We start from the raw sequence: 23,686 nt of genomic DNA, 5'->3' as shown, positions 1-23,686 counted from the left end.
GACGTGCACCACTCCTCCGAAGCAGCTCGTTCATGGACCACGTCGTCCAGATGCACACCGAGATGATCACCGGCCTCCGGCTCCTCGGGCCCACACGGGCCGAGTGAGAGGTCCGGTCGCTCGACTATGCTGACACCAGCGTTGCGCCCGTGTCCGCGATCCGGGATGAGGGCCCCTGACCTCTTCGAGGCGCCTGGAGGAAGCCGTGACCGCCGAACTCCCCGACTGGATGATCCCGCCCAGGATCAGCGGCTGGGAAGCCGATGACCTCGACCTCCTCGCCCAGGCACCGCGGCACACCGAACTCATCGACGGAGCCCTGATCTTCATGATGTCGCCGCAGCGGTCCTGGCACGCCCGGCTGGTGGAGAACCTGACCTTCGCCCTGCGCCAGGCCGCCCCCGTCGGGTTCGACGCCGAGCGTGAGATGACCGTCAGGCTCGACAAGAAGAGCCGCCCCGAGCCGGACATCCTGGTCACGACCGCCCCGTACGACCCCGACCGAACGTGGTACGCGCCCGAGGACGTCGCCCTGGTCATCGAGGTCGTCTCGGAGGAGTCGGCGGACCGCGACCGTTCCCTGAAGCCCTTCAAGTACGCACAGGCCAGGATCCCCCACTTCTGGCGCGTCGAGGACGAGACCGGCGCCCCCACCGTCCACACCTACGAACTCGACACCATGACCAGCACCTACGTGGCCACCGGCATCCACCGCAACCGGTTGAAGGTCTCCGTCCCCATCCCCCTCGACATCGACCTCGACAGCCTCGTGCCCTGACCACCCCTCCCGGACGCCAGGCCACGGCTTCGCGAGCTGGAAGCGTAAGCCGCCTCACGCCCCCGCGAGGGCGAAGGTGAACGGTTCACGGGGCTCGTACCGGCCGGTCACATCGCCGACCAGGTTGTCGGCGGTCGGGTCGAGGCGGGCGGCGCGGGTGACGTCGACGCGGTCGAGGCGGGTCCAGACGATATCGCCGCTGAAGGAGGACTCGAAGGCGTAGACGCACGCGGTGAGCGAGGTCGGCGAGGGTGCGCCAGATGGTCGTGGAGATGGTCGGACGGGCCACCTCCGTCGTGCCCGGCAGCGGCAGGGCGCCGCCGAACACCTCGTACCGTTTCAGATGGTCCAGCTGCTGATAAAGCGGCGGGGGCGCGGGCCCGCCCGGGGCGCGGCGGTCGACCAGGATTGTCCCTTGAAGGTCTGGTTGATCGACTCGACGACCTGCAGCAGCGGCTTGAACAGATGTGCCCCGGCCCGCTCGGCTTCTCCCTTGCGGGCCGACCGTAACAGCACCAGCTCACGCTCGGTCAGGTCCCGCTCGAACTCGCGGCCGTAGTAGTTCTTGTCACCGGTGATCGTCTGCCGGGAGTGGGAGGCCGTCACGTCCGGCGCGGTGTGGAGCATGTCGCGCAACGTCTCGCGCTCATCGGCCTTGGCACCGGTCAGTGCGAACAGCACGGGCAGCCCGCCGATCGCGCACACCTGGTGCAGCCGTAGTCCCCAGAAGTACCGAGAGTGCGACGCGCAGTAGCCGTACTGCTCCCAGCCGGCCAGGTCGGAGCGCTTCGCGGTCTCTCGCGAGCAGCCACAGCCGACCGGGGTGGAGTCGCCCACACAGACATCGTCGCTCCACAGCGTGGTGTCCGCCGCCAGGATCCGGATCATGCGGGTGAGCAGCGACGAGGCTGCTCGCAGCCGCTTGTTGTAGCCGGACTGGCCTGGTACGTAGGGGAACATGCCGCGGAAGTTCGCCGCAACACGGCACAGCCAGCGCCGCTCGGATCTGTAGCCGAGCAGCGCCGACATTACGGCGAGGGTGAGCAGTTCGGAGTCACTGAGCGTGGGTGCGATCCCGACCGCCGGGCGCCACGGGGCAACTTCCGGCGAAGCCTGCAACGTGTAGTCGATCCGGACGTAGTGCCGTTGCAAGGGTGTTCAGGTCGTTCGTCACAGACTGACCTGGGACGCCCTCGCCTCACGTCCGCAGGCGCACCGGATCAGCTGACAGGCTGAGCCTGGGGATGGGCCTCGTGCCAGGCCTCCCAGATGTCGCTGCGGAGTCGGCCTCGCGGTGGCACGTCCATCCCCTGGTCCTTGGCCCACCGCCGCACCTCGGCCACCGGCGGTGTCGGCGCGGATGGTGAGGGCTCCGGTCGGTGGCGCGCGGGGACAACGGGCTGGGCGCGCGGCTGGAGCAGGGTCTCGGGGGTCGTGGCGGTGAATCCGCGGCGTTCGAGGATGCGGCGACGCTTGTGGTGCATGCGTTCCAGCCAGGGCACGTCCGCGTCGAGGTAGTCATGGGCTTCGACGTGGGACTTCTTCGTCTCGGTGTTGCGCATGATCCGGCCGACCTGCTGAATCACCCGTCCCTTGAAGGAGATCGGGCTGATGAGGAACAGGGTGTCGAGCCTAGGGGCATCGAATCCTTCGCCGGCCAGCTTGTCGATGGCCAGCAGCACCGGCGGGGTGGTCGATTCATCGGCCAGGTGGGTGCGGACCCGGGCTCGCTCGGCCGACGGCATGCCGCCGTGCAGGAGCAGCGGTTCGATGCCATGTGCGGCGAGGGACGTGGCGAGTTGGTGGAGGTGTTCGACTCGGTTGCTCAGGGCCAGGCTGCACCGTCCGCGCCGAGAGGCGTCGGCGATGTCGGCGGCGATCTGGGTGTTGCGGTCGCAGTTCGCGGCGAGTTCGCTGTAGATCGCTTGGAAGGAGGCGCCGTCGTTGCCCGGCTCGTCGATGGTGAACGAGGTGGGGCGGACGATGAGGTGCTTGGCGAAGGCGCTGGCGTCGGCGATCTCGTATCGGATGGGTCCGCACTGCATGGTGATCAGCGGATCCATTTGGTCCGCCCGGTAGGGGGGTGGCCGACAGGCCGATCCACCGCTCAGCGCGGGCCTTGCGGATCGCAGCCTCGGCACCCTGCGCGCCCACGGCGTGGCACTCGTCGACCACGATGAGTCCGTAGCCGTCCAGCAGGCCGTCCGGGGCGTCGCGATGGCTGAGCGTCTGGAGCATGATCAGGTCGACCACGTGACCGCGGCGGTCCTTGCCCGCGCCCAGCGAGCCGACCCGTCCGCCGCTGAGGTCGAGGAACGTGGCGAGCCGGTCCTGCCACTGCGACAGCAGCTCGGAGCGGTTGACAATGATTGCGGTCGGGGCCTGGTGGTGGGCGATGAGCGCGCAGGCCATGACCGTCTTGCCGGAGCCCGGCGGCGCGACGAGTACGCCGCTGGTCTGGTCCTTGACCATGTCGACCGCCTGGCGCTGGACCTCGGTCAACTCGCCGGCAAAGCGGGCCTCGATAGGCGGAAGGTCTGGGAGGTCGCTGGTGATCGTGAGTGTGCCGCCGGCGGCGGTGATGAGCTGGGTGGTCTCATCCGCCAGTCCGCGCGGCAGTTTCAGCCAGTCCGGGTCGGTGGCGTCGAATGAGCAGACGAAGCGCGGGGTGTCCCAGGTGGAGTACCGCTGGCTCTGGCGTCGGTAGAACTCCGGGTTGTGGAACGACGCCGTGTGCTTGAGCGCCGCGAGCAAGGCGGCCGGCAGGCCCTTGGTCGAGATGGCGAGCATCGCCGACAAGTGCGCCTCGACGACCGCGGGGGCCTTGCCCAGCGCGCGCCGCCGGGGCTTGGGCGGCAGGACCGGCGCGGTCGCCGACGGGCCCGCCTTGACCTTGCCGAGCTTGTCGACGAGCGCCTCGACCTGGGCCGGGGAGAGCCGCTCGGCCTGGGACAGGTGCGCGAACTGGTCGGAGTACGGCTCCCAGGTGTGCGGGTCGCGGAACACCGTGGTGCCCTTGAGGCGGGAGGCCCCCTGCAGCGGGAGCGCGATCAGGTTGCCGAACCGGGCGTTGCCCTTGGCGTTCGTCGGCAGCAGGTCCTGGGCGGGGAAGAGCCGGTCGTAGCTGGACAACGTCATCTGCCCGCGGACGTCGATCGCGCGGCGCAGCAGCGCCATCCCCAGCGTGCGGGCGGTGACCGCGGCGACGGGGGCGGTGAAGAAGGTCCACACGTGCGCGCCGGCGCCGGAGCGGGAGACCTCCACCAGCGTGGGGACACCGGCGTCGTGGCAGGCTGCGGCGTAGGCGGCGGCGTCTCCGCGCCAGTCGCTGCCGTCCTTGCCGTCGAAGTCGACCGCAAGGAGCCGGCAGGTGTCGTCTGCCAGCAGCGGGTACAGCCCCAGGTGAGTCTCCCTGGTGCCGGGCTCTGGGCAGGAGAGGTGGTTGTAGATGGCCCTGTCGGTCAGGGGCCAGAACACCCGCTCGGCGTCGTTCTTGTTCTTGGCGAAGGGGTTGTCCTCGGCGGGGCTCCAGCCCGTCCGACCCGACTTCGCGCTCACCCACCGGGTGGCGTAGACGTCCTCGCGGCCGGCGAACAGGGCACGGAACAGCGCGATCTTCGCCTCCGTGCCGGAGGTCGCGTCCGCGTACGGCAGCCGGCCTTCGCCTCCCACGACGGTCGGCGCCAGGGGTTCGGGGACCGGGGGCAGCGTCTGCGGGACATCGGTGCTGGGCACGCCCAGCTGAGTACGCAGGTGCTGGTTCTCGGTTTGGAGCTCGGCGAGCTTCGCACGCAGTTCGGCGTTCTCCTCGAGCGCCACATCTAGCCGGATGCGCAGTTCGGCCGGGTCGTTGCAGTCGTGCCAATCCTCCACGCCTCCATGATCCGGATTCGTGTTCGTGGCGGGGGCGTTTTCGCGAAGATCCCCACGGGGTGATCGAGCCAATGGCCTACCCGCCCGGCGTCAGCTCGCTGGCCGCCCAGGCTTGCGCGGCCGCGAGGTACCGGCAGGTGGCGATGCGCGGCCAGCCGGGACGCGGAGGCATCCGCGTCCCGGGTGCGGACTGCCGGTTCCAGGCGCGCGAACCGCGCGGCTTGTCTGTACCCTTTCAGCCGCGTGGCCGGGGCCATTTCTCCCGCAGCCACGCCAGGTCGGTCTCGGTGCGGATGCGGGCCGCTTGCTCACGGGTGAACACCGCGTTCGTCTTGGTCAGGACCAGGGTGTAGGGCCGTCCCTGACGCCGGGTGGTGTGGGACACGGGCAGGCCGGCCAGATCGATACGGCTGTGGATGTGGCGGCGCCGGTCCTTCGCGAGCGGCCAATCCATGACCCGACGGGTGCGGGAGGTGAGGAAGGCGTCGAGGTCTGGGCAGAGGCCGCAGCCGGACCGGCAGGTACCGGCCGGGGTGAGTGACCAGTCGTCCGCCGCGCGTACGGGGCGGGTGACGGCCGCGGTGAGCCGGGCCTCGCAGTGGTCGGCGAGCGCCTGGAAGGCGTGGGCCGCGGGTGCCCCGTCTCGTACGGTCGTCGGTCGGCGGGCCGCGGTGCGCAGGGCCGGGAGCAGGCATTCCAGGGCGGTGTCCGGCAGGCCGCGCAGCGCGGTGACGATCGTGCCGGCGGTTTTCGGGTCGCACGCCTGCAGGATGCAAGCCAAGGGAGCTCCCAGCCGTTCCATGCCCGCGCGGCGCTCCGCCTCGCGGCCCACGTCGAGCCAGCCGGTGAGCTGCTGCTCGGCCGCTTGCCAGACGCCCTCGACCAGCGGTGCCGCCACCGCGTCTCCGTCACCGTCAGCGGTCCGCAGCGCGGCACAGAGGCCGGGCAGAGACTCGAGCCACGCTGCGCGATCCGCCCCGGTGTACGCGGCGACCGGGCCGAACCAGCTGCCGACGGCCCCGCGCGACCACGTCCGCCCGTACCGTGTGGCCGCTTCCGCGAGATCGGGGACGTGTCGCTCGCCCAGGGTCTCCACCCCGAAGGGCGCAAGGAGCATCGCGGCGGTGTCCGCTTCCTCCAATCCCACCGCGACGTGCAGGGCGGCAGTGAAGAGTGGAGCGGCCGCTTCGCCCGAACCCCGATGCTTCCAGACCGGGGCGAGCGACCGGGCGAGCGTACGCGCCAGCTCCAACTCCCCGGTGTCCAAGTGGCCCTGGAGTTCTCGCAGGGCTCCCTCGGAGCCGGCCTCGGCGCGTGCCGCGAACGAGCGTTGCCGGGGCCAGAGCACCACTGCGGCCCGCCGGTACCAGCGGTCCAGGGTGTTGCCGTAGTTGCCCATGTAGCCCTCGTACTCGGACTGGTAGGGCGTGAGGTCCTTGTTCTCGGTGGTGGCGCACACCTCGGCGTAAGAGACGGGCAGGGAGATCTGCTCACCGTCGGCGCCGTCGGGGCGGGTCCACCAGGCGAGGGTGATCTCGTCGTCGATCAGGTCGCCCAGCTCGTAGTCGGAGAAGTCGCCACTGCGGCGGCGCTCGGCCCCGGGCTCCCCGTCGGGGTCGAGGAGGCACTCACCCACGCACTCCTCGTCCTCGCAGCCGTCGAAGTGCTCGACATCGCCGTAGTAGTCATAGCGGTCGTAGGGCGGTACGGCGTCCCAAGTCTCTTTCACCTCGGCCAATGCGAGGACCGCCTCGCAGCCTGCCTGCCCGGCGGCCTGGCGGAGCCGGGTGGCACGCGTGGCGTCGGCACCCTTGAGACGGTCCCAGTCTAGGCCACGCTGGGTGTACTCGTGGTCGAGGAGGTACACGAGGCGGTTCGGGGGCGCCGTTTTCTGGCGGCCGTAGGCGTAGCGCTCTTCGGCCGGCTCGGTGAAGTGTTCGGTCAGGCAGTGGGCCAGGTCGGCGGCCGGGCCGCCGTCGTCCTCGCCGGCCGGGCGGGTGCGTTCGGCGAGGAGGTTCATGGTGAGGGTGACGCGGTAGCCGGACTTGACGGGCTTGACCTCGTGCAGGCAGTCCGCGTAGAAGGCAGCGAAGGTCAGCTTCTCCCGGGACGCCTGGTGGACGACGCTCCGGCCGACGTGCGAGACGACGAGTTCACCGCCGGTGTGGTGCGAGGGCAGCGAGACCACCAAGGTACCCACCATGGAGTCGTCCTTCTCGGAATCCTGGTGCGGCAGGAAGAACTGGCCCTTGCCATAGACGAGCAGCGCGTGCGGTTCGGCCCGCAGGACGGTGGTGGGCGGCAGACCGAGCGCGGTACGGACGCCGTCGAGGACGACGCTCAGGGTGCGGTCCCAGTCGGGGCCGCCCAGGGTGATCCGGTCCGGGGTGATCTCCCAGGTATCGCGCACGCTGGTGTCGGCCAGGGTCTGCTCACCGCGGCCGAAGCGGGCCTGCCGGGCCTGCGCGATCAGCTTCTTGGTGACCGGAGCGCGCAACGGCAGGGGCAGCACCCCGACACCGTCGACCTCGATCCGCAGCGCGCGGGCGGACATCTCGATGCGGGTACTGAAGTCCCCGCATCGTTCCGAGGCGTCGAGCAGCTTTGCCAGTTGCTTTCGTGCTCCGTGTCCCATGGTGTTTCGTTCCCCTGGTCGGCAGCGTGCCATTCCCTCTGTCCCGGAAACCCTAGCGCTGCGGGAAGTCCCTGTTCTCAGATGGCAGAACGGCCTTGGCATCCGGGGCACCCGCGCAGGTTCAGGGAAGGCCCGGGACGGTGGAGCGTTCAGCGGGGTGATCAAGGGGGCGGTTCTGTTCCCTGTGGAGATCGACCTCAGCCGGATCTTAGGCGGTACTCGATCCCGGTGCCTACGCGCGGGGATGTCGTGCGGCGAGCTCTCCGAGCGGCCGCGCCGACGAACAGCCCGGCTTGCGGCGGCGGGAATCCTGGATCGCCAAGGATGACTGACGGGCGCCGCCCGACACCAGTCGTGCGAGCCGCACCTCTGGCCGGCTGCTCACGTCATCGTCCGTCGCGCCGCTCCGGTCCGTAGGGGCTCCATCCCTTGAGGTATGGCTTCAGTTCCGCCGGCGTGGGCTCACGCGTGTGCGGCATTCCTGGAAGCCGGGTCAATGGGTCGAGACCGGGACCTCGCCTACAACCCCGCCCTGCGACAAGTGGGCAACCGCCTCGTAGGCATCCTCCACGGCTGCCTCAAGACCCGCACCCGCTACGACGAAGCCACCGCCTGGTCCCACCACGCCCACCCCCAACCCGTCTCTGCTTGACACGAAACAAGATGAGATGTCTGACGGGCTACGACCACCCGGCCGGCATCATGGCCGAGGCCGCCGAGGCGGGTGTCGCCATCGTCGCCGTGTCCGAAGATCCCGGCCAATATCGAGTGTTGCGCACACGCCTCGGCCGCCGCCCCGGGATCGTGGCCGCGCTCGGCATGCACCCCCTGCACGCCGCCTCGTTCACCCCCGCCGACCTCGCCCGGTTCCTGCGCCTACTGCCCGACGCCTCCTGGATCGGCGAGATCGGCCTGGACTTCTCCCTCGCCGGCCGACCCTCCCGGCGCGCCCAGCTCCGCATCTTCGAGGGGATCCTGTCCGACCCACACATGGCCACACTCCCCCTCACAATCCACAGCCGCGGCGCCGAACGCGAAACCATCCAGCAGCTGGCTCAAGCCCGCGCCTCACGTGCGATCCTGCACTGGTACACCGGGCCGGTGGGGCTGGTGGAGGAGGCCGTCGGCGCTGGCCTCTGGTTCTCCGTCAACCCCGCCATGATCATCTCCGCACGCGCCCAACGACTGCTTCGGGAGATCCCGCCCGATCGCGTACTCCTGGAAACCGACGGCCCTTTCACCCGCCACCACGGCAGGCCGAGCCGCCCGTCCGACCTCCCCGCTCTCCTGCCACGGCTGGCCGCCTTGTGGTCCATGGACGAGGACGGGGCCCGGCACCGGCTGAACACCAATCAAGCGGTCTTCTTCCCGCCGCCAACCCCGTCCTGAAGGGGGCCGGACCGACTCGTCGTTGATGCCGACGGCCGCGTCGACGGCTTGGTCGAACAAGTTCTCGCCGAGCTCGGGGTGGAGGGTGCCCGCGATGCCGGCGCTCCGGCCAGGAGCTCCAGGCGGTCCGCGGCATCGTATCCGTCGTCGCGGGCGGACGTAGCGGACGTGCGGGCCGCCGAAGTAGCCGCGGACGGGTGCGGCCGATGCCGGCATCTACGGAAGAAGCGGCGGGTCTCGGCAGCGAGTTCGATCTGGTCGCGGGCCCGCCCCTGGCACCCCTGCGGCATCATCTGGGTCGTCACCGAGATCGACGGCAGCGGAGCTGGAGCTGCCACCCGCCCTGGAACGCAACCCCACATATCGAGTATCTGTTCGCTCAAAGAACATTTACACGTAACCGATAGCGCATTGTCAGTGACGTGCTGTATATCGATCGGCTGTGAGTACTACTCAGGAAGCCGCCAGGTTCGCTGGCCATGCGCCCACTCAGTCCGCCGCACCGGAGTCGCCAGGCGACTGTCCATCGGCGGAGGGGACAGCGGAGTCACCGGACGTCGTGCTCGCCAGCGGAACGGGCCTGCGGAGCTCAGCGGACGACTACGTGACAGTGGAATTGTTGTGTGCTGCCTTGGCGAGAATCCGGCTCGGCCGGCAGCAGGCGGATGCCGGGCACTTCGGGTCTGTTGAAGCGCATAGTCCGTTGCCTCGCGCCTGGCGTGACGCCCGGGGGCGGTTGTGGTGGAAGGCGCAGGCGCTGGGGTCGGACTGGCCTGGCAACGACCTTGAGCTGTTCGAGTGGTGCCGTCGCCCGCTGGGGTCATGGCCCGTTCGGCTCTCCCTCGCCGACGGTGATCTCGAAGCCGTCCTGCTGAACGGCGATGAGCTGTCGGAGTTCGCCGAGCAGGCAGCCGATCTGGTCCGTCACGCCGACGTCGAGGCGGAGTTGGTTCAAAACCAGACCTTCGCGGCCCTGATGTCGTGCGCTCGGATGAACGGTGACGACGAGGAGGCTGTCCAGCGCATCTACTGCCGCTTGCGGCGCCTGCTGATCGATCGCCCCGTGCTGAGCGACCGCGACGTCCATGCGTTGACTCGAGAGCTGCCGAAGGCGGACGCCGACAGCGACTCGTACCTCGCGAAGTTCGTACGCACCGCGTACATCCTCCATCCCGTCGAGAGTCCGGGGAAGGTCCGGCTGAGCCGCTGTCGGGAGTGCCGCAACCCGGTCGACGACGGGGCGAGCGGCTGCGGCACTCCAGGGTGCGACGGAAGGCCCGAACGGTTCGAGGTGGCCTGTCTGGGCGCGTACTGGACCCAGCACAGGGCAACCCGTCAGTTCTTCCACGACCCTGGACTGCTCGAAGGGCGGCTGCTGGACCGGCTCGCCGAACTGCCGGCGGACCGGGTCCGGGCTGAGCCATGGCCGTGTCTGGACGCCTGGGACGCGGCGCTGTTCTTCGAACCCGTGAGCGCCGTCGGGGGGAGGGAATGCTGGGCGATCGACGCGAAGGACTGTGCGAGCCCCACCCTCCTCGCCCGGGGGTTCCGCAGCGATCCCCGTGTGCCGGCGCGTCGGCGCATCATCGTCGTCCCGATGCACCGCCTCCAGACACCTGGCTACCTCACTGACCTGGAGCGCGAGCTCCAGGGCCGGGCCGCCGGAGTCGAAGTCCTTGACGAGAAGGCTTTCCTGCGGCAAGTCCGCATCCGCGCGACCAAGGTGGGAGGCGCACGATGAGGGACACCCGTTCCTGGAGCACCTCGCTGGTGAAGGAGCTGGACGACGAGTGCGTCCGGCCGATGCTCGGCCCGCTCAAGCCGTGGGAGCTGTGTGCCCTCGAACTGGGGCTGTCGTTCCTGGCCGATCACATGCCGGGGCGGGGCATCGGCGCTCTGTGGCCCGTGCTCGCCGGGTACATGCGGCTGGACCCGGTGCTCGACCCGCAGATCCGGACTCTGCGTGAGCTGATGGGCCCGGTTGCCAAGACCGGGACGATGCGGGAGAAGCTCGACCACTACGTGAAGCTCCCCGCCCAGGTGCGCGGGTTCGAGCCAGGCGACATGGCGGGGCACAAGGCTGAACTGTCGACGGTGTTCACCCGGCGCCCTTCCCCGTACGCCGCGGCACGCCATGACGTCTACCGGCAGAAGCTTCAGGAAGTCGCCCCCTACAAGGCGGGGAGCGGCTATCGGCCGGCGTCGCCTGGTTCGACGTGCTCTTTCGAACGAACTGACGGCAGCTGGGAAAAGATCCGTATCCCTGAGACGTTCGTCCCTGTGCCGGCCCCGCCCGAGCTGGCGGCGACGGCCTTCCGAACACGGGAGCCGATTCCTCTCACCATGGAGGATTTCCAGCGGGCTGCCGCCGAGATGGACGAGCTCCTGATCGCTCACCCGGAGATCGAGAACCGGAACTTCGTCAAGCGGCTGGAGCAGATGGAGGCACTGCTGGCCGACCATGCGGGAGGGCGCCTCCTGGAGCGGCCACAGGAGATGGTCATCGACGGTCTGTGGCACGTGGTGGGTCTGATGAACAGCGGAAAGTCCACGCTGCTGGACATGATCGCCTACATCGTTGCCCAGCGCGGGGGCAAGGTGGGCTTCGTGCTCGCCTCGGGTAGCGACATGTACGCCAAGGTCACCTTCCTGCAGGCGCTCGGCATCAACACTGTCCCCATCTTCGGACGGACCCGGGAGGGAGTCCACAAGGACCGCTACTGGCGCTCTCTCCTCCACGACGGCGCTACCACCTTCCCCACCGGGGCCGATGCTGGAGCGGCGTTCGCCGACGACCAGTGCTACGTGGAGGAGCTGCGCCTGACCAGCAGGAGCGACCGGGCTCCGCTCCCGAGGGAGGAGCGGCCGTGCAGGGGCAAGCTCTTCGTGGACGGCCAGCGCGGGCGCCGGGACTGCCCGATCCTTTCGCGATGCCCTGCCCACGCAGCGGCTCGCCATGTGGCCGATGCCCAGGTGTGGGTGACCACTGCTGCCGGCCTGGCTTCCACGATGATGCCGCAGTCCCAGATCGAGGTCCGCGTCGCCGAAGCGGCCCAGCATCACTTGGCCGTTCTCCTGCTGGACGAGGCCGACACCGTGCAGCAGCAGTTCGACGACCGGTTCCTGCTGCACGAGATTCTCTCCCAACCCGGCCGGGGCTGGAGCCATCGCGTGGGGGATCGGATCGGACAGCGCTTGGAGCACTCGTGGTTCCTCGTCCTGCGGGACCCCGAGGTGACGGCGGGCGACAAGCACTTCCGCCGCCACGACCAGGCGCTGACGGAGCTCTACCGGCTGATGATCGACCCGGGTGCCGACCACCTGCGCGCGATCATCGCCGAGGGACCGTTCACCGGGTACAGCCTCCTGCGGCGCCTGTCCCGAAGCCTCCACGGCCTCGGCGAGCGCAACGACTTCGCCCGCAAGGCGGAACTGGAGGAAGCCGCCGACCGGTACTTCGAAGAGCACTTCGAGCCGCTGGTCGCCGCACCCTTCCAGGCGCCCGCGGAGAACTGGGCCGAGCTGATCGAGGCCATGACAGCGGCCCACGACACTCTCATGTCGGAGCAGGAGGCCGCCGAGGCGTGGATCGCGGCCCATCTGCCGGTACTCGACGGCATCACGGCCCGGGGCACGGCGGCGGAGCTCGCGCGGCTGCTGCAGGGCGGCTTGTGGGCCGCGCGCATCACCACATCGTTCTTCGAGGTCGCCCAGCGTCTGCCAGCCATCAGCCCGTCGCAGATCGGTGACGGCGACGACTTCTGGAGCCGCCAGCCGCCCCGCGACCTGATGTCCTTCGTGCCCGAACAGGCTGCGGGCAACCTGATGGCTCTGCAGTGGCAGCCCAACCCCGCCGGCGACAGCGGGTCCTTCAGCATCCTGTGGCTGCGTGGTGTGGGCCGGTGGCTGCTGTATCACCTGCATGACCTCCTGGAGGCCGAAGGGATCCAGGGGCCCAACGTCGTCCTGGCCTCCGCCACCAGCTGGATGCCCGCCTCGCCCCGCTTCCACCTCGACGTCACCCCGAACCTGGTCCTGCGCGAACCCGAGAAGGCCAGGGCGGCGCTGCTGGAAAGCAAGATGTTCTTCCGGCCGCCGCGCTACCGCGACGGCCGCCCGGTCTTCACCTCGGGCACCGGAGGTAACCCGACCCTCCACGCGCACGCCCTGTGTGCGTCCGCCGAGTGGATCTGCAATCCCGCCCCCGGTGCGCGGGAGTCGCTGCTCCAGCAGGCCCGTCAGCGTCTTGCCTCCGATCGTCAGCAGGTCCTGTTCACCGTGCAGAGCACGCGGGACGCTCAAACCGTCGCCGACTACATCAACCAGAAGACTCCATGCACGGCCCTCCATGTCATCCGCGACGACGATCCGCCCACCCGCCACAGCATCCCCCGGCGGCGTCTTGCCACCTTCGCCGCCTCCGGTGCCGACATCCTCGTGGCAGCCGAAGGCGCTGTTCAACGCGGCCACAACATCCTCAACGCCCGCCGCGTCGCGGCCCTCGGCGCCGTGTTCTACCTGGCCCGGATCCACCCGCCCGCCGACGACGCGACCTTCCCGCTCTCGCTCCTCAGCCGCGAGGCGATGCGCCGTCTTCGAAATCCTGTCGACGTCACTCTTGACCACGCCGATCCGGTCGACCTCGCGCGCAAGCTCCGCGGCAGCGAGCGTCGCCGTTGGCAGCGACGGGTGGGCGAGCCCGTCCTGTTCACCCGGCTCACCGACCCCATCGAGCACGCCGCGTTCGTCGGCAACTTCCTCGTTCCCCTCTACCAGACCCTCGGCCGTGGCATCCGAGGCAACGAGCCCGTGCTGGTCTACCTCTGCGACGCGGCCTTCGCCCCCCGCACGGCGAACCTCGACGAAACCGCCCCCGACACCGCACGTACCAGCGTGATCGTCGCCGCACAGCAGCTCCTGCACGGCTGGCTCACCGACCCCGGCCCCGCGGCCACCGTCGCCAAGCAGCTCGACCACGAACTCGCCAAGGCCTGTTGGGGCCTGGCTTCCCACCTTCTCGACAACATCGACTGGGGTCACCGCTGATGCCCGCCTACCGCAGCACCCAAGCCACCGTCCTCACCTTCACGCCGGAAGCCACCTGGCCCGTCACCGGCTACCGAACGACCTGCCCGCCGGAAATGCTCGCCCTCCTGGAGAAGGCGTGGGACGCCCGGCCCGGCCGTCGTCCCCGCGGCGGACCCGACTACCTGCCCACCCGCTCACTGAGGGACCTGCTCACCCTCATCGACCCCGACATCACCTCAGTACAGACCAATCCCCGCGATCCCGCATGGCTCCGGTCCCGGACCGAGGTCGACCCGGACCTCCTGCTGATCGCCCTGTCGGCATGGGCCTCGGCCCGCGTGGCACCCCACATGCCCGACACCGACTGGTACAGCCAACTCGAAGGCGCCGGCCAGCTGGAGTGGGTCCCTGAGGAACTCGACCTCGCCCGCCACGACCTTCATACCAATGGCACCGCCAACCCCCCGAGCCACGTCTTCAACCTCCTGCCCAGCCTCGTCGCCGAGCACCTCACCAGCAGCGGGCTCCAATTCCTGGGACACCACCGCGACCTGCGACTCGGTCCCACCCGCGCAGACGGCCGCCGCACCCTGCACCTCGGCGCACCCGAAACCCTCACCGACACAGACGGCTCGGCCGGAGCCAGCGTGGACGTCCTGACCTTCCACCTCGAGACGGTGCCAGGCGTCCCCGAAGTCCACCTCCACGTCGACCTGAACATGACCCGCCTCGCGACGCGCCCAGTCGAGTACATCCCCCGCCGCGGATTCAGCGACCCGACCGCCAGCGTCCTCCTGTCCGCCAAGGAAGGACTCGTCCACCGCCGCGAGCGGCCCATGCTCCTGCAGAGCGGAGTCACCATCCAGCGGCGCGGAGAGAGCAGTACCTGGACCTGGGAGCCGGGCGTCGCCGAGATCCTCGCTCGCCTCACCCACCATCAGCCACCCAGCCTCGACCAACTGCGCACCGCGCCTGGCGACGCGGCAGCCCAGCCCTTCGCCGCCCACCTCGTCCACAGCACCGGCATGACCTACCGCTACCCCGACAAGGACGGCGCCCCGCCGACGCGCTCGGTCCACGACCACCCCGTCGGCCACGGTTACCAGCCCCGCGACCACATGGAGGTCCTCACCCGGGTCGCCCACCAACTGGAGGAGAAGGGGCTGGCTCCGCTCGCGCCCACGCCCAAGGCCCGGACCCGCGCCAAGGCGCTCCTGCCTCTGGAACTGCCCGACGCCCCTACCTACGAGATCGAGGTATGGGCGTCCTCCGACCGGACCTGGCAGGGCCTGCAAGTTGCTGCCGCCGCAAAGCTCGGCCTGACCCCCGGCCGATCCACAGCGGCTTCCGCCGGCTTCACGGGGCCGATCAACGTCACGCTCCACCGCTGCGACCCCCGGGACCTGACCGCCGGCCTTCCCCGTTCCGCCAACCCCGACAAGGCCGCGCGACGCGCCGAGTACGAAAGGAGTGAGACCGAGCGCGCCGCAAGGATCGCCGAAGCCTTCCCTCGGCTCGCCGAACCCGTCGCCTGCATCGTGGAGATGGAAGGAGCCGCCTACTTCTCGCGCACGCGTCAAGGCGATCCTAAGAAGCTCTTCAAGAAGACCCTCCCGGCTCTCCGCCGGAACGTCCAGTGCCTTCGCCCGATCGCCCCGGCCAACCCCAATCCCAGCAAAGCCGCCCTCGCCAAGCGCTTCGCCGGCACCGACTTCGCCACGACCGACATCGAACGCGCCGCCTCCGCCCTCAACGACGCGCTCCGCCAGGCCGGCCACCTGCCCAAGATCGCCGTACCCCAGGGCATCGACGGCCCCTTCGAACTGATCACGGTCTGGCTCGTCCCGGCGGGCGAGCGGATGATCGTGCCCATCCTCGTCCGGCAGCACACGCACGAGGAACCCACCGCACAGCTCATGCCCAAGCCCGGCAGTCCGACCGAGCACCCCATGCCGCTGACCGCACTTCCCGAGGCGCTGACCGCCGGCCGCGGACGCGTAGCCACCCGCACCTCACGCGCGGCCCTCGCCGAGTTCATCACCGGCGCCCTCGCCCTCGACTCCACAGCCGACCGGCTCCTGCTCGTACGCCGCGCACGGATGAGCGATCGGGACATCTGGCCATGGCTGCAGGACGGCCGGATCGCCTTCGACCAGCTGGTCCTGCCAGGTGTCGACATGACCGACCCCGCTGTGACTCCGGCTACCCGAAAGCCCGGCGACCAGCCCGGCCTGCGCATCATCCGGCTCAGGGAACGCAGCGACCGCGACGCGGTCCCCCGGTCCTTCGGAGTCACCGAGGAGATGGTCAGGACCGGCGAAGAATCGGAAGAACTGATTCCCGTGACGAGGTACGGGCGGTTCTCCGGGGTCGTCCAGGTCGGAGAACGCGCGTTCTGGGGCATCAACCCCCGCTCGGCCCAGAACCAGACCGCGCTCGGCGTCACCAAGCTCGACCCGGCCGAACCGGGCAACCGAACCAAGACCTGTTCCAACCCGACTTCCCTGGAGATCGTGCCCGCGTTCCTCCAAGCCGGAGACAACCCCGCCGACTGGGCCATGTACGTCCACTCCCAGCGACGTCTCCACGCCCACACGACGATCGCCACCACCTGGCCAGCCATCGCCCACCTAGCCGAACTGATGGCGGAGTACATCCTGTAAGCAGCGCAGTGCACATGCCGGCGCTCGGGGCAGCTCCCACACGGCCGGGCTGAGAAGGTGTCAGCCCCGGCTGGACCTCCTGCAGGACCTGCTCGGTCAGTCTCCGTGCGGGAACCCGACGCGGGTCCTCGGGATCGGCGTCGGGGCCGAGGGTCTTCACGGTGACGAACATCGTCATCAGCTTGCCGTCCCGGCTCTCCAGATCGTCACCGGGGGTGCGCCAGCGTAAGGACGAAGTTCCTGCCACAGGCTCAACGAACCTCGTGTCGGCGCACCCGGTGGCTCGGGGAGGCAGCCCTGCCGGGTATGAGCAGCGGGTGGCGCGGGTCCTACCTCTCGGTGGGCTGCTGTAGCCGGACCGCCTTGCCCCAGTCTTCATCCAGAGGGGCGACCGCCAACTCCGGTCGATCGGCGTGCTCGCGAACCGCGCCCCGCTCCCTGGCGTGTAACACACCGTATGGGTGCGGATCATCCGTCAGGGGAGTCACGCACCCAGGAGCGGGTTCACGCAGTCGCGTTGGTCGTCGCTGATCCGGGCGAGCCGCTGCTGGCCGATGTCGAAGGAGACCACGGTGGTCAGGGCCGCCTTGTGGACGTCATCGCCGCAGTTCGATCAGCGCGAGTCCAGCTGCCTTGGTGCTATGCGGTGGCGTAGGGGTTGATGATGCGGTGCGGTCGGCGGGAGGTCGCCATGACGTTCTGCGGGAAGCGGGGGCCGGCCACGTAGTGGCGTCCCTTCGTCTGCCCGATCGCGGTGAGCACGTCGGCCTTCGTGAGGGCCTGCAGGTCCCGGGTTGCCTGCTGGGTGTTGATCGCTTCCTGCCGCTCGTAGCGCGAGCGGCGCACCCGGCCCACCATCGCGACCTCGTGGAGGGCAGTCACTTGCCGCTCGCTGATCCCGTTGGCGTCGGCGTGCTCCATCAGCTCGATCCAGACCTGGTTCGAGCGGTCGACCCGATGCTGCACCCGCTGAGCCTGCTCGTGGTAGGCGCGCAGGTTGAACTTGATCCACGGCAGGGTGTCGCGTTCGGGCGAGTACACCGGGCCGCCGACCTCCCGGAGCACCTTGTAGTACTCCCAGGTGTTGCCGGGCATTCCGAGCCACTCCTCAATCGAGGAGAACTCCGGTGCGAGAACGCCGCCGCGGGCAATCAGCAGGGTCTGGAGGGAACGGGACATACGGCCGTTCCCGTCGGACCACGGATGGATCTTCACCAGGTTCAAGTGCGCCATCGCCGCCCGGATCAGGACGTGAGCTTCGGTGTCGCCGTCATTGAGCCAGTCCACCAGCTCGGCCGTCAGGCCGGGCACGAGCTCCTGGTCGGGTCCGTCGTAGTCGGTGGCGAGCTCGTCACCGGGCGCGGTGATCCGGATCGAGGTTTTGCGCCACTGCCCGGCGGTGCGCAGCGGGTGGTGGTGGCCCTGGAGCATCCAGTGCAACGCGTTGAGGAGTTCCTTGCTGTAGCGGAAGTCGGCGACGTCGTGGAGGGACTGGATGTAGGTCATCGCCTGCTGGTAGGCGAGGGTCTCCGCCTTGTTCTCCTCGCTGGCGTCGACCTCACGCTCCCCGTCCATCAGGTCGGCGACGTCCTTCGCGTCAACCTGATAGCCCTCGATCGTGTTCGACGCCGCGATCGCGCTCGCGGTCAGCGCCTTACGCAGATCCTGAGTCCACTTCATCGGCGCCTGCTGCACCGCGTCACGCAGGCGCTCGCGCAGGCCGTCCACCTCGTGCAGAACCTTGAGGTCTGCGGCGTCGAGCACGGGAGTCTTATACAGCATGACTCAATGATACCAGCTACCTATCATTTCGGTAGGGTCGGGAGCACTGACCACGCCAACCTGCAGAGACGCGGGCAGGTCCGCCTGCCACACGGGCCACCGACCACCGCTACCAGGACTGCAGACCTTCGGACAGCTTCTTGAAGCATGTCGCACGGTGTGTCCACCACCGACGGCGCACCGGTCGAGGGCCACGTCGCAGGACAGGCCGTGCTCGCGCCGGGGCCTTGGCGACCGGACGCTCGCGCCGGATGTCGACGCCGAGCGCGAGGCCGACGTCGTCATGACGCTCGCTGTGCAAGGCGAGACTCACGTCGGGGACCCACTCCGTGCGACCAGGCCGGTCCAGCACCGAGCACGGCCGGCGTGACGCCCTCACGCCGCAAACGCTCGCCCGACGACAGCGGGAGCCTCAGCACCTCCGGCGGCCCCCGGACAGGATCAGTACGGCATTGTCGGTGTGGAAAGCGCCGCACGTGCTCGTGTACGCGGTCAGCAGTCGAGGGCTCCCATCGCCATCCCGAAGGCCCAGCCAGCAGTGGCCGACCAATGCGGGGCGAGGAGTATGAGGCAGACCAACCACCGGCAGGGCGACGAACCCGCCGCCGGGAACAGACGGGTGGGCGTCTCGCCGAAAATACTCGGAACGGTGCGCCGTCCGATCCTGACGCCTTCGGCGATGTCTCCGACACGGCGGTCAGCATGAACAGAGTGCCGAGTAACATGCCGAGGCCTTTGAGGACCCAAGCCCGTCTCCTACCTCGAGGCGTGTCTGCCGGAACCATTGTGCGTTCCCATCTACTTCCCCTGATAGCCGGTGCGGGGGAGCTGCGGCGGATACGCCCTCGATCGCGGATATCGCGGTGCTGCCGACGTGAACGCCAAGGTGGTACTGATAGAGGCCCAGTGCACAATGGCCGGGGCCGACTGCGTTGGGTGCAGGAGCTGGTCGGAGCTGGTTCACAGTTCGTATTCGCAGTATCCCGCTGACGTGCCCAGTGCGGGGAAACGGGTCCGTCTGTGCCTCTGGGCCTGCCGGTTCATCTGCTCGAACGCGCGAACACCTCGTAGAACAGGCGCCCAGATGGGAACACAGTCGCGCACCCTCCGTGATCAGGTGGTCTCTCGGCGCTCTTGCCTGGCATGCAGATCTCACGCCATGATCAAGCAGGGCCGACTGATGAACGATCGCTGTGATCTTGACGCTGGGGGGCGTATGGGTGCCTATCGTTTCAACCCGCCACCGAACTGGCTGATGCCAACCGGCTGGACTCCGCCCGCGGACTGGACACCGGACCCCTCCTGGCCGCCACCCCCCAATGGCTGGCAGCTGTGGATTCCGGCCCAGCAGGACGAAGAAGGCCCCGCGCCCGCGGCCGAGATCCCGGCGCCCCGCCGGCAACGCTGGTTCCGGCGCAGCCGGGGAGAGAGGGGAAGCGAAGCCGAGCAGCTGCGCGACTGGATCTCGCAAACCCAGGGCGCGGACGCCGCGGCGCTGGCACTGCTGAAGCGCCAGACCCGTCAGGAAGCCGAAGAACTGCGCCGGCGGGCGGTGGACGAGGCCGACGAGATCGTGCGAGAGGCGCGTCGTACGGCAAAGGAGCATCAGGCAGCCGCCCGCCAGGCCGCGAAGGACACGGAGAAGGCACGGAAGGAGGCGGAGCAGCACCGCTCGGAGGTCTATCAGGCGGAGAGCCGACTGAACGACCTGCGCACGCGGATCGTGACCACCGACGAGACCGTGATGCTCCAACAGATCGGGATCTACGCCTACCGCCACCCGCTCGACGATGCCGTGGCCTACCGAGCCCGGCTGGACGCCATCAAGGCGAAGATCAAGGAACTCGCCCGCTCACAACAGGCCGTACGCTGCGCCAGCGGTTGGACCGTCAACGGATCGGCCCGCCAAGGCACCAAGATGATCCGCGACTATTCGAAACTCATGCTCCGCGCCTACAACGCCGAAGCCGACTACGCCGTGCGCAGCATGCGCCCGCACCGCCTCACCTCGCTCGTCGACCGCCTGTACAAGAGCCGGGAGACAATCGCCAAGCTGGGCGCCACCATGGACATCCGGATCTCTGATGCCTACCACGATGCCCGAGTGGAGGAACTGCGTCTGACGGCGGACTTCCTGCATCGCAAGGAAGAGGAGAAGCAGGCCCAGCGTGAGGCCCGCGCCCGCGAGCGTGAAGAGGCAACCGCTCAGCGGGAACTGGATCGCGAGCGGGAGAAGCTGCACAAGGAGATGAGCCACTACCAGAGCGCGCTGGACAGGCTGCGGGCCCAAGGCGATCATGCGGCCGCAGCCGAGATGGCGGCGAAACTCGCGGAGATCGAGGGGGCCCTGAACGACGTGGAGGCCCGAGCGGCCAACATCCGCACCGGCTATGTATACGTCATCTCCAACGTCGGCGCCTTCGGCGACAGCATGGTCAAGATCGGAATGACGCGGCGCCTCGAACCGCTGGAACGCATCTATGAGCTGAGCGGCGCCGCTGTGCCCTTCCGATTCGATGTCCACGCACTGATCTTCAGCAAGGACGCAGTCGGCCTCGAAACCCGGCTGCACCAGGAGTTCGCCTCGCGCCGCGTCAACCGGGTCAACAGCCGCAAGGAGTTCTTCCGCGTCACGCCCGCAGAGGTCAAAGCCGTCCTTGAACGCAGCGCCGGTGAGCACCTCGTCGAGTTCAATGAGGTCGCTGAAGCGATCGAATGGCGCAGCAGCACGACGAAAGGCAGCGGATCGCCGTAAAGCCACGCACAAACAGCCGGGGACGGGGGCCGGTGGGCGCTGGGCAACTGCGTGGTCGGAACCGGCACTGACCTTGCCGGCGCACTCCAAACCTGGGGGGTCTCAGCGGGCTCGCCCCTGGCCCGAACGGGGCGGGCGGGGCTGGCGAGCGTGGCCACTGCCCTGGCCCAGCATCCGCCGGCGGTCTCGGCCGCTGGCTGTCACCACCGGTGCTCGTGGTCTCGGTGACAGTCATCACCACCATCCGGCTGTGGCCAAGCACGCTCAGGGGGCGAGCACACAGCGCCCGTATCTCGGGTTGCAGGAGGTGGATGCGGGCGCCGCCAAGCCTCTCCTTCAGGTTGGCGATCCGGTAGTCCGGTTCACGGGCGCCGAGTTGCTCGCGCATCTGCAGGAGCAGGGGGTGCCAGCCCGCCCCGACCGCATGCGGCCCGTCCGACACCTGGTGTACGGGGCACCAACCCCGCTCCGGTCATTCTGCAGGGTTCCGTCCTTCCACGTCTGCGCGTCGGCCGATGCGAATCGGTACACCCCCTGCGAGGCGATCTGGCGTAGCGCCGCGCGCCCTTCCCTGGTGAGTTGCTCAAGGATCCTGGTCTGGGCCCGGCTCGAGCACGGCTTCTGTCGCTGTTCCTTATGTGCAGGGGCGGCGCGGCTGGCTCGCTGTCCGCGTGCTCGTCTCAGCGGTCTTGGTGGGTGAACCAGTTCTGTTCGCAGGCCACATCCTGTAGGTGGGAGGCACCATGGCCATCCGAACCTTCGGCCACACCACGATCACCCTGCCGGAGCTGGACGAGCCCGGCCTGTACCTGAGTAACGTCGACAGCCTCGACAGCTCCCGCGGCACCGTCCAGGACTTCGCCTACGGGGACGCCGATCTCCGATCACTCGACCTCGCGGACACGCAGCTCGTCACCGGCCGGAACGCGGGCGTCTGCGCGAAGCGGGTCGAGTTCGAGGCGGTCAACCTCCACGGCGTCGAGATCAGCGACAGCGAGCTCGGTTCGGCACGCTGGACCGGCAGCAAGCTGGCCCGAGTCCACGTCCGGGACTGCAAGCTGATGGGCGCCTCCCTGGACGGCCTGGTCCTCGACGACGTGCTGTTCGAAGGCTGCAAGCTCGACTTCGCCACCTCCGAGAAGGTTTGCGTCACCGGCCCTGTGGCCTTCATCGGCTGCGTCTTCACAGAGGCCACGTTCACCGACTGCGACCTGTCCGACGTCGTGTTCACCGACTGCACGCTCCGGCTCACCGAATTCGGCACGGGCCGCTACCGCAACACCGACCTTCGCGAGAACGACCTGTCGGCCATCCGCGGCGTCGCGAACCTCAAGGTGCGCATCGACCCCGGCCAGCAGTCCTACCTCGCCAAAGCCCTCGTGAGCGAACTTGATATCACCGTCGGGAAAGACTGACCCGGGAGAAAAGCCCGTGCCCCTGCAGATCGCCTACGGCGACCCGTCCGCCCTCCGAGCCCGCTGCGAGGTCGCCACCGCCCGGACCACCCGCCCCGAGGAGACCACCTATGAGCCCGGCGCGATCATCCCGGCCGGGCGGTGGCACCCCATGAACCGAAGCAGACGTCAAGGCAGTCATGGCCCCTCGTAAACCTTTGGACAGCACCCTCGTGGAGGTCGTCCGGGCCGCGTACCAGGAAGGGCGTGAGCTCGAAGACCTCACCCGCCCCCTCGGCGATCCGGACACGGTGTACCTGGGCCAAGCCCTCGCCAAGCCCGACATGACCACCACCACCGACAACTACGAGGACGGCCGGCTGATCGGGCTGCACCTCGACAACTGGGACAGGCTCCCGTACGCCGACAAGCACACCGGACGCCGCAGGATCTGCCTCAACCTCGGTCCCGGAACCCGGTTCATCATCCTCGGCACGATCGATGCCCAAACGGTCTGCCGAACCATCCACCCCGACGACCACCCCCTTCAGTACCCGCACACCCAGGACTACCGCGACTACGTCGCCAGCTGCTGCCCCATACGCGTCATCCGAATACGCCTCGCCCCCGGCGAAGGCTACGTAGCCCAGACCGAATACCTCCTGTACGACGGCTCCACCGAGGCCCAAGACCAGCCCTCTGCTGCCGCGTTCTGGCCCGGACACTGGCCGCGCGGCATCCCTCCCACCCTCATCTGACCCGTCGCGACGATGCCCCCTCCAGCACAAGGAGAGGGGGCATCGTGACCTGAACCCTCGTGGCGTGGCCGCCACGAGAATGCACGTCGCGAAAGGCGCGGGTGCACCTGGCAGTTCGTTCCCCAGTGTGGCTTCTGCTGTCCTGGTCTACGAGCGAAGTGCCTTCGCCATCCTTTAGAGCCGTGCCTGTACGGCACCCACCCAGGTCGGAATAGTCCCCAAGTCGATCTTTCAGAGACCTGGAGGCCGAAAACAGTTGCTTTACCCGGCGGGTTGGCCGCTCGCCCACCGTGAACAAATCACTGCACAGGAGGATTCAGCACGATGGATACCTACCCGGGTACGACTCCGACACGTCCTGGATCACCCAGCCGTGGCCCTCCAACGCGGCCAGATGGGGTGAGACGTGCTCCCGCTGGGTGGCAAAGGCAAGGAGATGGCTAGGGCGGGTGGCACCCACGAAGATCAGCTGCATGGCCTGCTTGACAGTTGCGGACGCCCTCATAAGGTCGCCATGTCCAGCAAGGAAGGCGATCCGGTGCCTGTCAAGTCAAATGAAACGAATGTGATGCTATGAGATCTGTTGTTCGGTTTGACGTCGCTTGGCGGGGTCGTTGATCCATGCCTGGCG

General features: G+C 68.7%; 13 protein-coding genes and 2 pseudogenes. 10 read left to right on the top strand and 5 right to left on the bottom strand.

Features of this window, described 5'->3' with window-relative positions:
• The first annotated feature begins 229 nt into the window (after positions 1–229).
• Positions 230–778 carry a Uma2 family endonuclease gene (locus ACH4EW_RS28960; RefSeq protein ID WP_218900560.1) on the top strand — a complete coding sequence of 183 codons (549 nt, stop codon included), beginning with the start codon at positions 230–232 and terminating at the stop codon, positions 776–778.
• Positions 779–1,186: 408 nt separating this feature from the next.
• Here the strand turns inward: ACH4EW_RS28960 and ACH4EW_RS28955 are convergent.
• The 4 genes and pseudogenes from ACH4EW_RS28955 to ACH4EW_RS28940 all read right to left on the bottom strand — a co-directional run.
• Positions 1,187–1,952, bottom strand: a pseudogene (locus ACH4EW_RS28955) (transposase); the annotation flags it as partial.
• Between the two features lie 46 nt (positions 1,953–1,998).
• Positions 1,999–2,823 (bottom strand): helicase-related protein, encoded by an 825-nt coding sequence (locus tag ACH4EW_RS28950; RefSeq protein WP_398261904.1) that lies wholly within the window; start codon positions 2,821–2,823, stop codon positions 1,999–2,001.
• 46 nt (positions 2,824–2,869) lie between these two features.
• Positions 2,870–4,450 (bottom strand): annotated as a pseudogene (locus ACH4EW_RS28945) (TOTE conflict system archaeo-eukaryotic primase domain-containing protein); the annotation flags it as partial.
• A 436-nt stretch (positions 4,451–4,886) separates the two neighbouring features.
• Positions 4,887–7,286: a 2OG-Fe(II) oxygenase gene (locus tag ACH4EW_RS28940; RefSeq protein ID WP_398261902.1), complete on the bottom strand. Its 2,400-nt coding sequence runs from the start codon at positions 7,284–7,286 to the stop codon at positions 4,887–4,889.
• 496 nt (positions 7,287–7,782) lie between these two features.
• Here ACH4EW_RS28940 and ACH4EW_RS28935 point away from each other — a divergent pair, with 496 nt between their 5' ends.
• From ACH4EW_RS28935 to ACH4EW_RS28915, 5 genes are all read left to right on the top strand, one after another.
• Positions 7,783–7,938, top strand: coding sequence for a hypothetical protein (locus tag ACH4EW_RS28935; RefSeq protein ID WP_398261983.1), 156 nt, complete (start codon positions 7,783–7,785; stop codon positions 7,936–7,938).
• An 11-nt stretch (positions 7,939–7,949) separates the two neighbouring features.
• Positions 7,950–8,675, top strand: coding sequence for a TatD family hydrolase (locus tag ACH4EW_RS28930; RefSeq protein ID WP_398261901.1), 726 nt, complete (start codon positions 7,950–7,952; stop codon positions 8,673–8,675).
• A 703-nt stretch (positions 8,676–9,378) separates the two neighbouring features.
• Positions 9,379–10,416 carry a hypothetical protein gene (locus ACH4EW_RS28925; RefSeq protein ID WP_398261900.1) on the top strand — a complete coding sequence of 346 codons (1,038 nt, stop codon included), beginning with the start codon at positions 9,379–9,381 and terminating at the stop codon, positions 10,414–10,416.
• Complete coding sequence (locus tag ACH4EW_RS28920) at positions 10,413–13,721, top strand: hypothetical protein (RefSeq protein ID WP_398261899.1); 3,309 nt, start codon at positions 10,413–10,415, stop codon at positions 13,719–13,721. The genes ACH4EW_RS28925 and ACH4EW_RS28920 overlap by 4 nt, the downstream gene beginning before the upstream one ends.
• Entirely contained in the window at positions 13,721–16,366 is a 2,646-nt protein-coding gene (locus tag ACH4EW_RS28915) for a pPIWI_RE module domain-containing protein (RefSeq protein WP_398261897.1), read from the top strand. Before ACH4EW_RS28920 ends, ACH4EW_RS28915 begins: the two co-directional genes overlap by 1 nt.
• Positions 16,367–17,005: 639 nt before the next feature.
• Here the strand turns inward: ACH4EW_RS28915 and ACH4EW_RS28910 are convergent.
• On the bottom strand, positions 17,006–18,148 hold the full coding sequence (locus tag ACH4EW_RS28910) for a Fic family protein (protein ID WP_398261895.1): 1,143 nt from the start codon (positions 18,146–18,148) through the stop codon (positions 17,006–17,008).
• A 1,216-nt stretch (positions 18,149–19,364) separates the two neighbouring features.
• Here ACH4EW_RS28910 and ACH4EW_RS28905 point away from each other — a divergent pair.
• From ACH4EW_RS28905 to ACH4EW_RS28890, 4 genes are all read left to right on the top strand, one after another.
• Positions 19,365–20,903, top strand: coding sequence for a DUF4041 domain-containing protein (locus tag ACH4EW_RS28905; protein ID WP_398261893.1), 1,539 nt, complete (start codon positions 19,365–19,367; stop codon positions 20,901–20,903).
• Between the two features lie 743 nt (positions 20,904–21,646).
• On the top strand, positions 21,647–22,318 hold the full coding sequence (locus ACH4EW_RS28900; RefSeq protein ID WP_398261890.1) for a pentapeptide repeat-containing protein: 672 nt from the start codon (positions 21,647–21,649) through the stop codon (positions 22,316–22,318).
• A gap of 16 nt (positions 22,319–22,334) precedes the next feature.
• Positions 22,335–22,511, top strand: a complete 177-nt coding sequence (locus tag ACH4EW_RS28895; RefSeq protein ID WP_398261888.1) for a hypothetical protein — start codon at positions 22,335–22,337, stop codon at positions 22,509–22,511.
• 4 nt (positions 22,512–22,515) lie between these two features.
• The gene (locus ACH4EW_RS28890) at positions 22,516–23,055 is read left to right on the top strand and encodes a hypothetical protein (RefSeq protein WP_398261886.1); all 540 of its coding nucleotides are present in this window, start codon (positions 22,516–22,518) and stop codon (positions 23,053–23,055) included.
• The last annotated feature ends 631 nt before the right edge of the window (positions 23,056–23,686 follow it).

The organism is Streptomyces sp. NPDC018000 (assembly GCF_044328025.1).
GTDB lineage: Bacteria > Actinomycetota > Actinomycetes > Streptomycetales > Streptomycetaceae > Streptomyces.
This window is presented reverse-complemented; position numbering and strand designations above follow the sequence as displayed.

Coding starts and splice junctions, on each gene's coding strand:
- ACH4EW_RS28900 (WP_398261890.1), top strand. CDS start 21,647: ATGGCCATCCGAACCTTCGGCCACACCACGATCACCCTGCCGGAGCTG.
- ACH4EW_RS28920 (WP_398261899.1), top strand. CDS start 10,413: ATGAGGGACACCCGTTCCTGGAGCACCTCGCTGGTGAAGGAGCTGGAC.
- ACH4EW_RS28930 (WP_398261901.1), top strand. CDS start 7,950: ATGAGATGTCTGACGGGCTACGACCACCCGGCCGGCATCATGGCCGAG.
- ACH4EW_RS28940 (WP_398261902.1), bottom strand. CDS start 7,286: ATGGGACACGGAGCACGAAAGCAACTGGCAAAGCTGCTCGACGCCTCG.
- ACH4EW_RS28910 (WP_398261895.1), bottom strand. CDS start 18,148: ATGCTGTATAAGACTCCCGTGCTCGACGCCGCAGACCTCAAGGTTCTG.
- ACH4EW_RS28935 (WP_398261983.1), top strand. CDS start 7,783: ATGGGTCGAGACCGGGACCTCGCCTACAACCCCGCCCTGCGACAAGTG.
- ACH4EW_RS28950 (WP_398261904.1), bottom strand. CDS start 2,823: ATGCAGTGCGGACCCATCCGATACGAGATCGCCGACGCCAGCGCCTTC.
- ACH4EW_RS28915 (WP_398261897.1), top strand. CDS start 13,721: ATGCCCGCCTACCGCAGCACCCAAGCCACCGTCCTCACCTTCACGCCG.
- ACH4EW_RS28905 (WP_398261893.1), top strand. CDS start 19,365: ATGGGTGCCTATCGTTTCAACCCGCCACCGAACTGGCTGATGCCAACC.
- ACH4EW_RS28960 (WP_218900560.1), top strand. CDS start 230: ATGATCCCGCCCAGGATCAGCGGCTGGGAAGCCGATGACCTCGACCTC.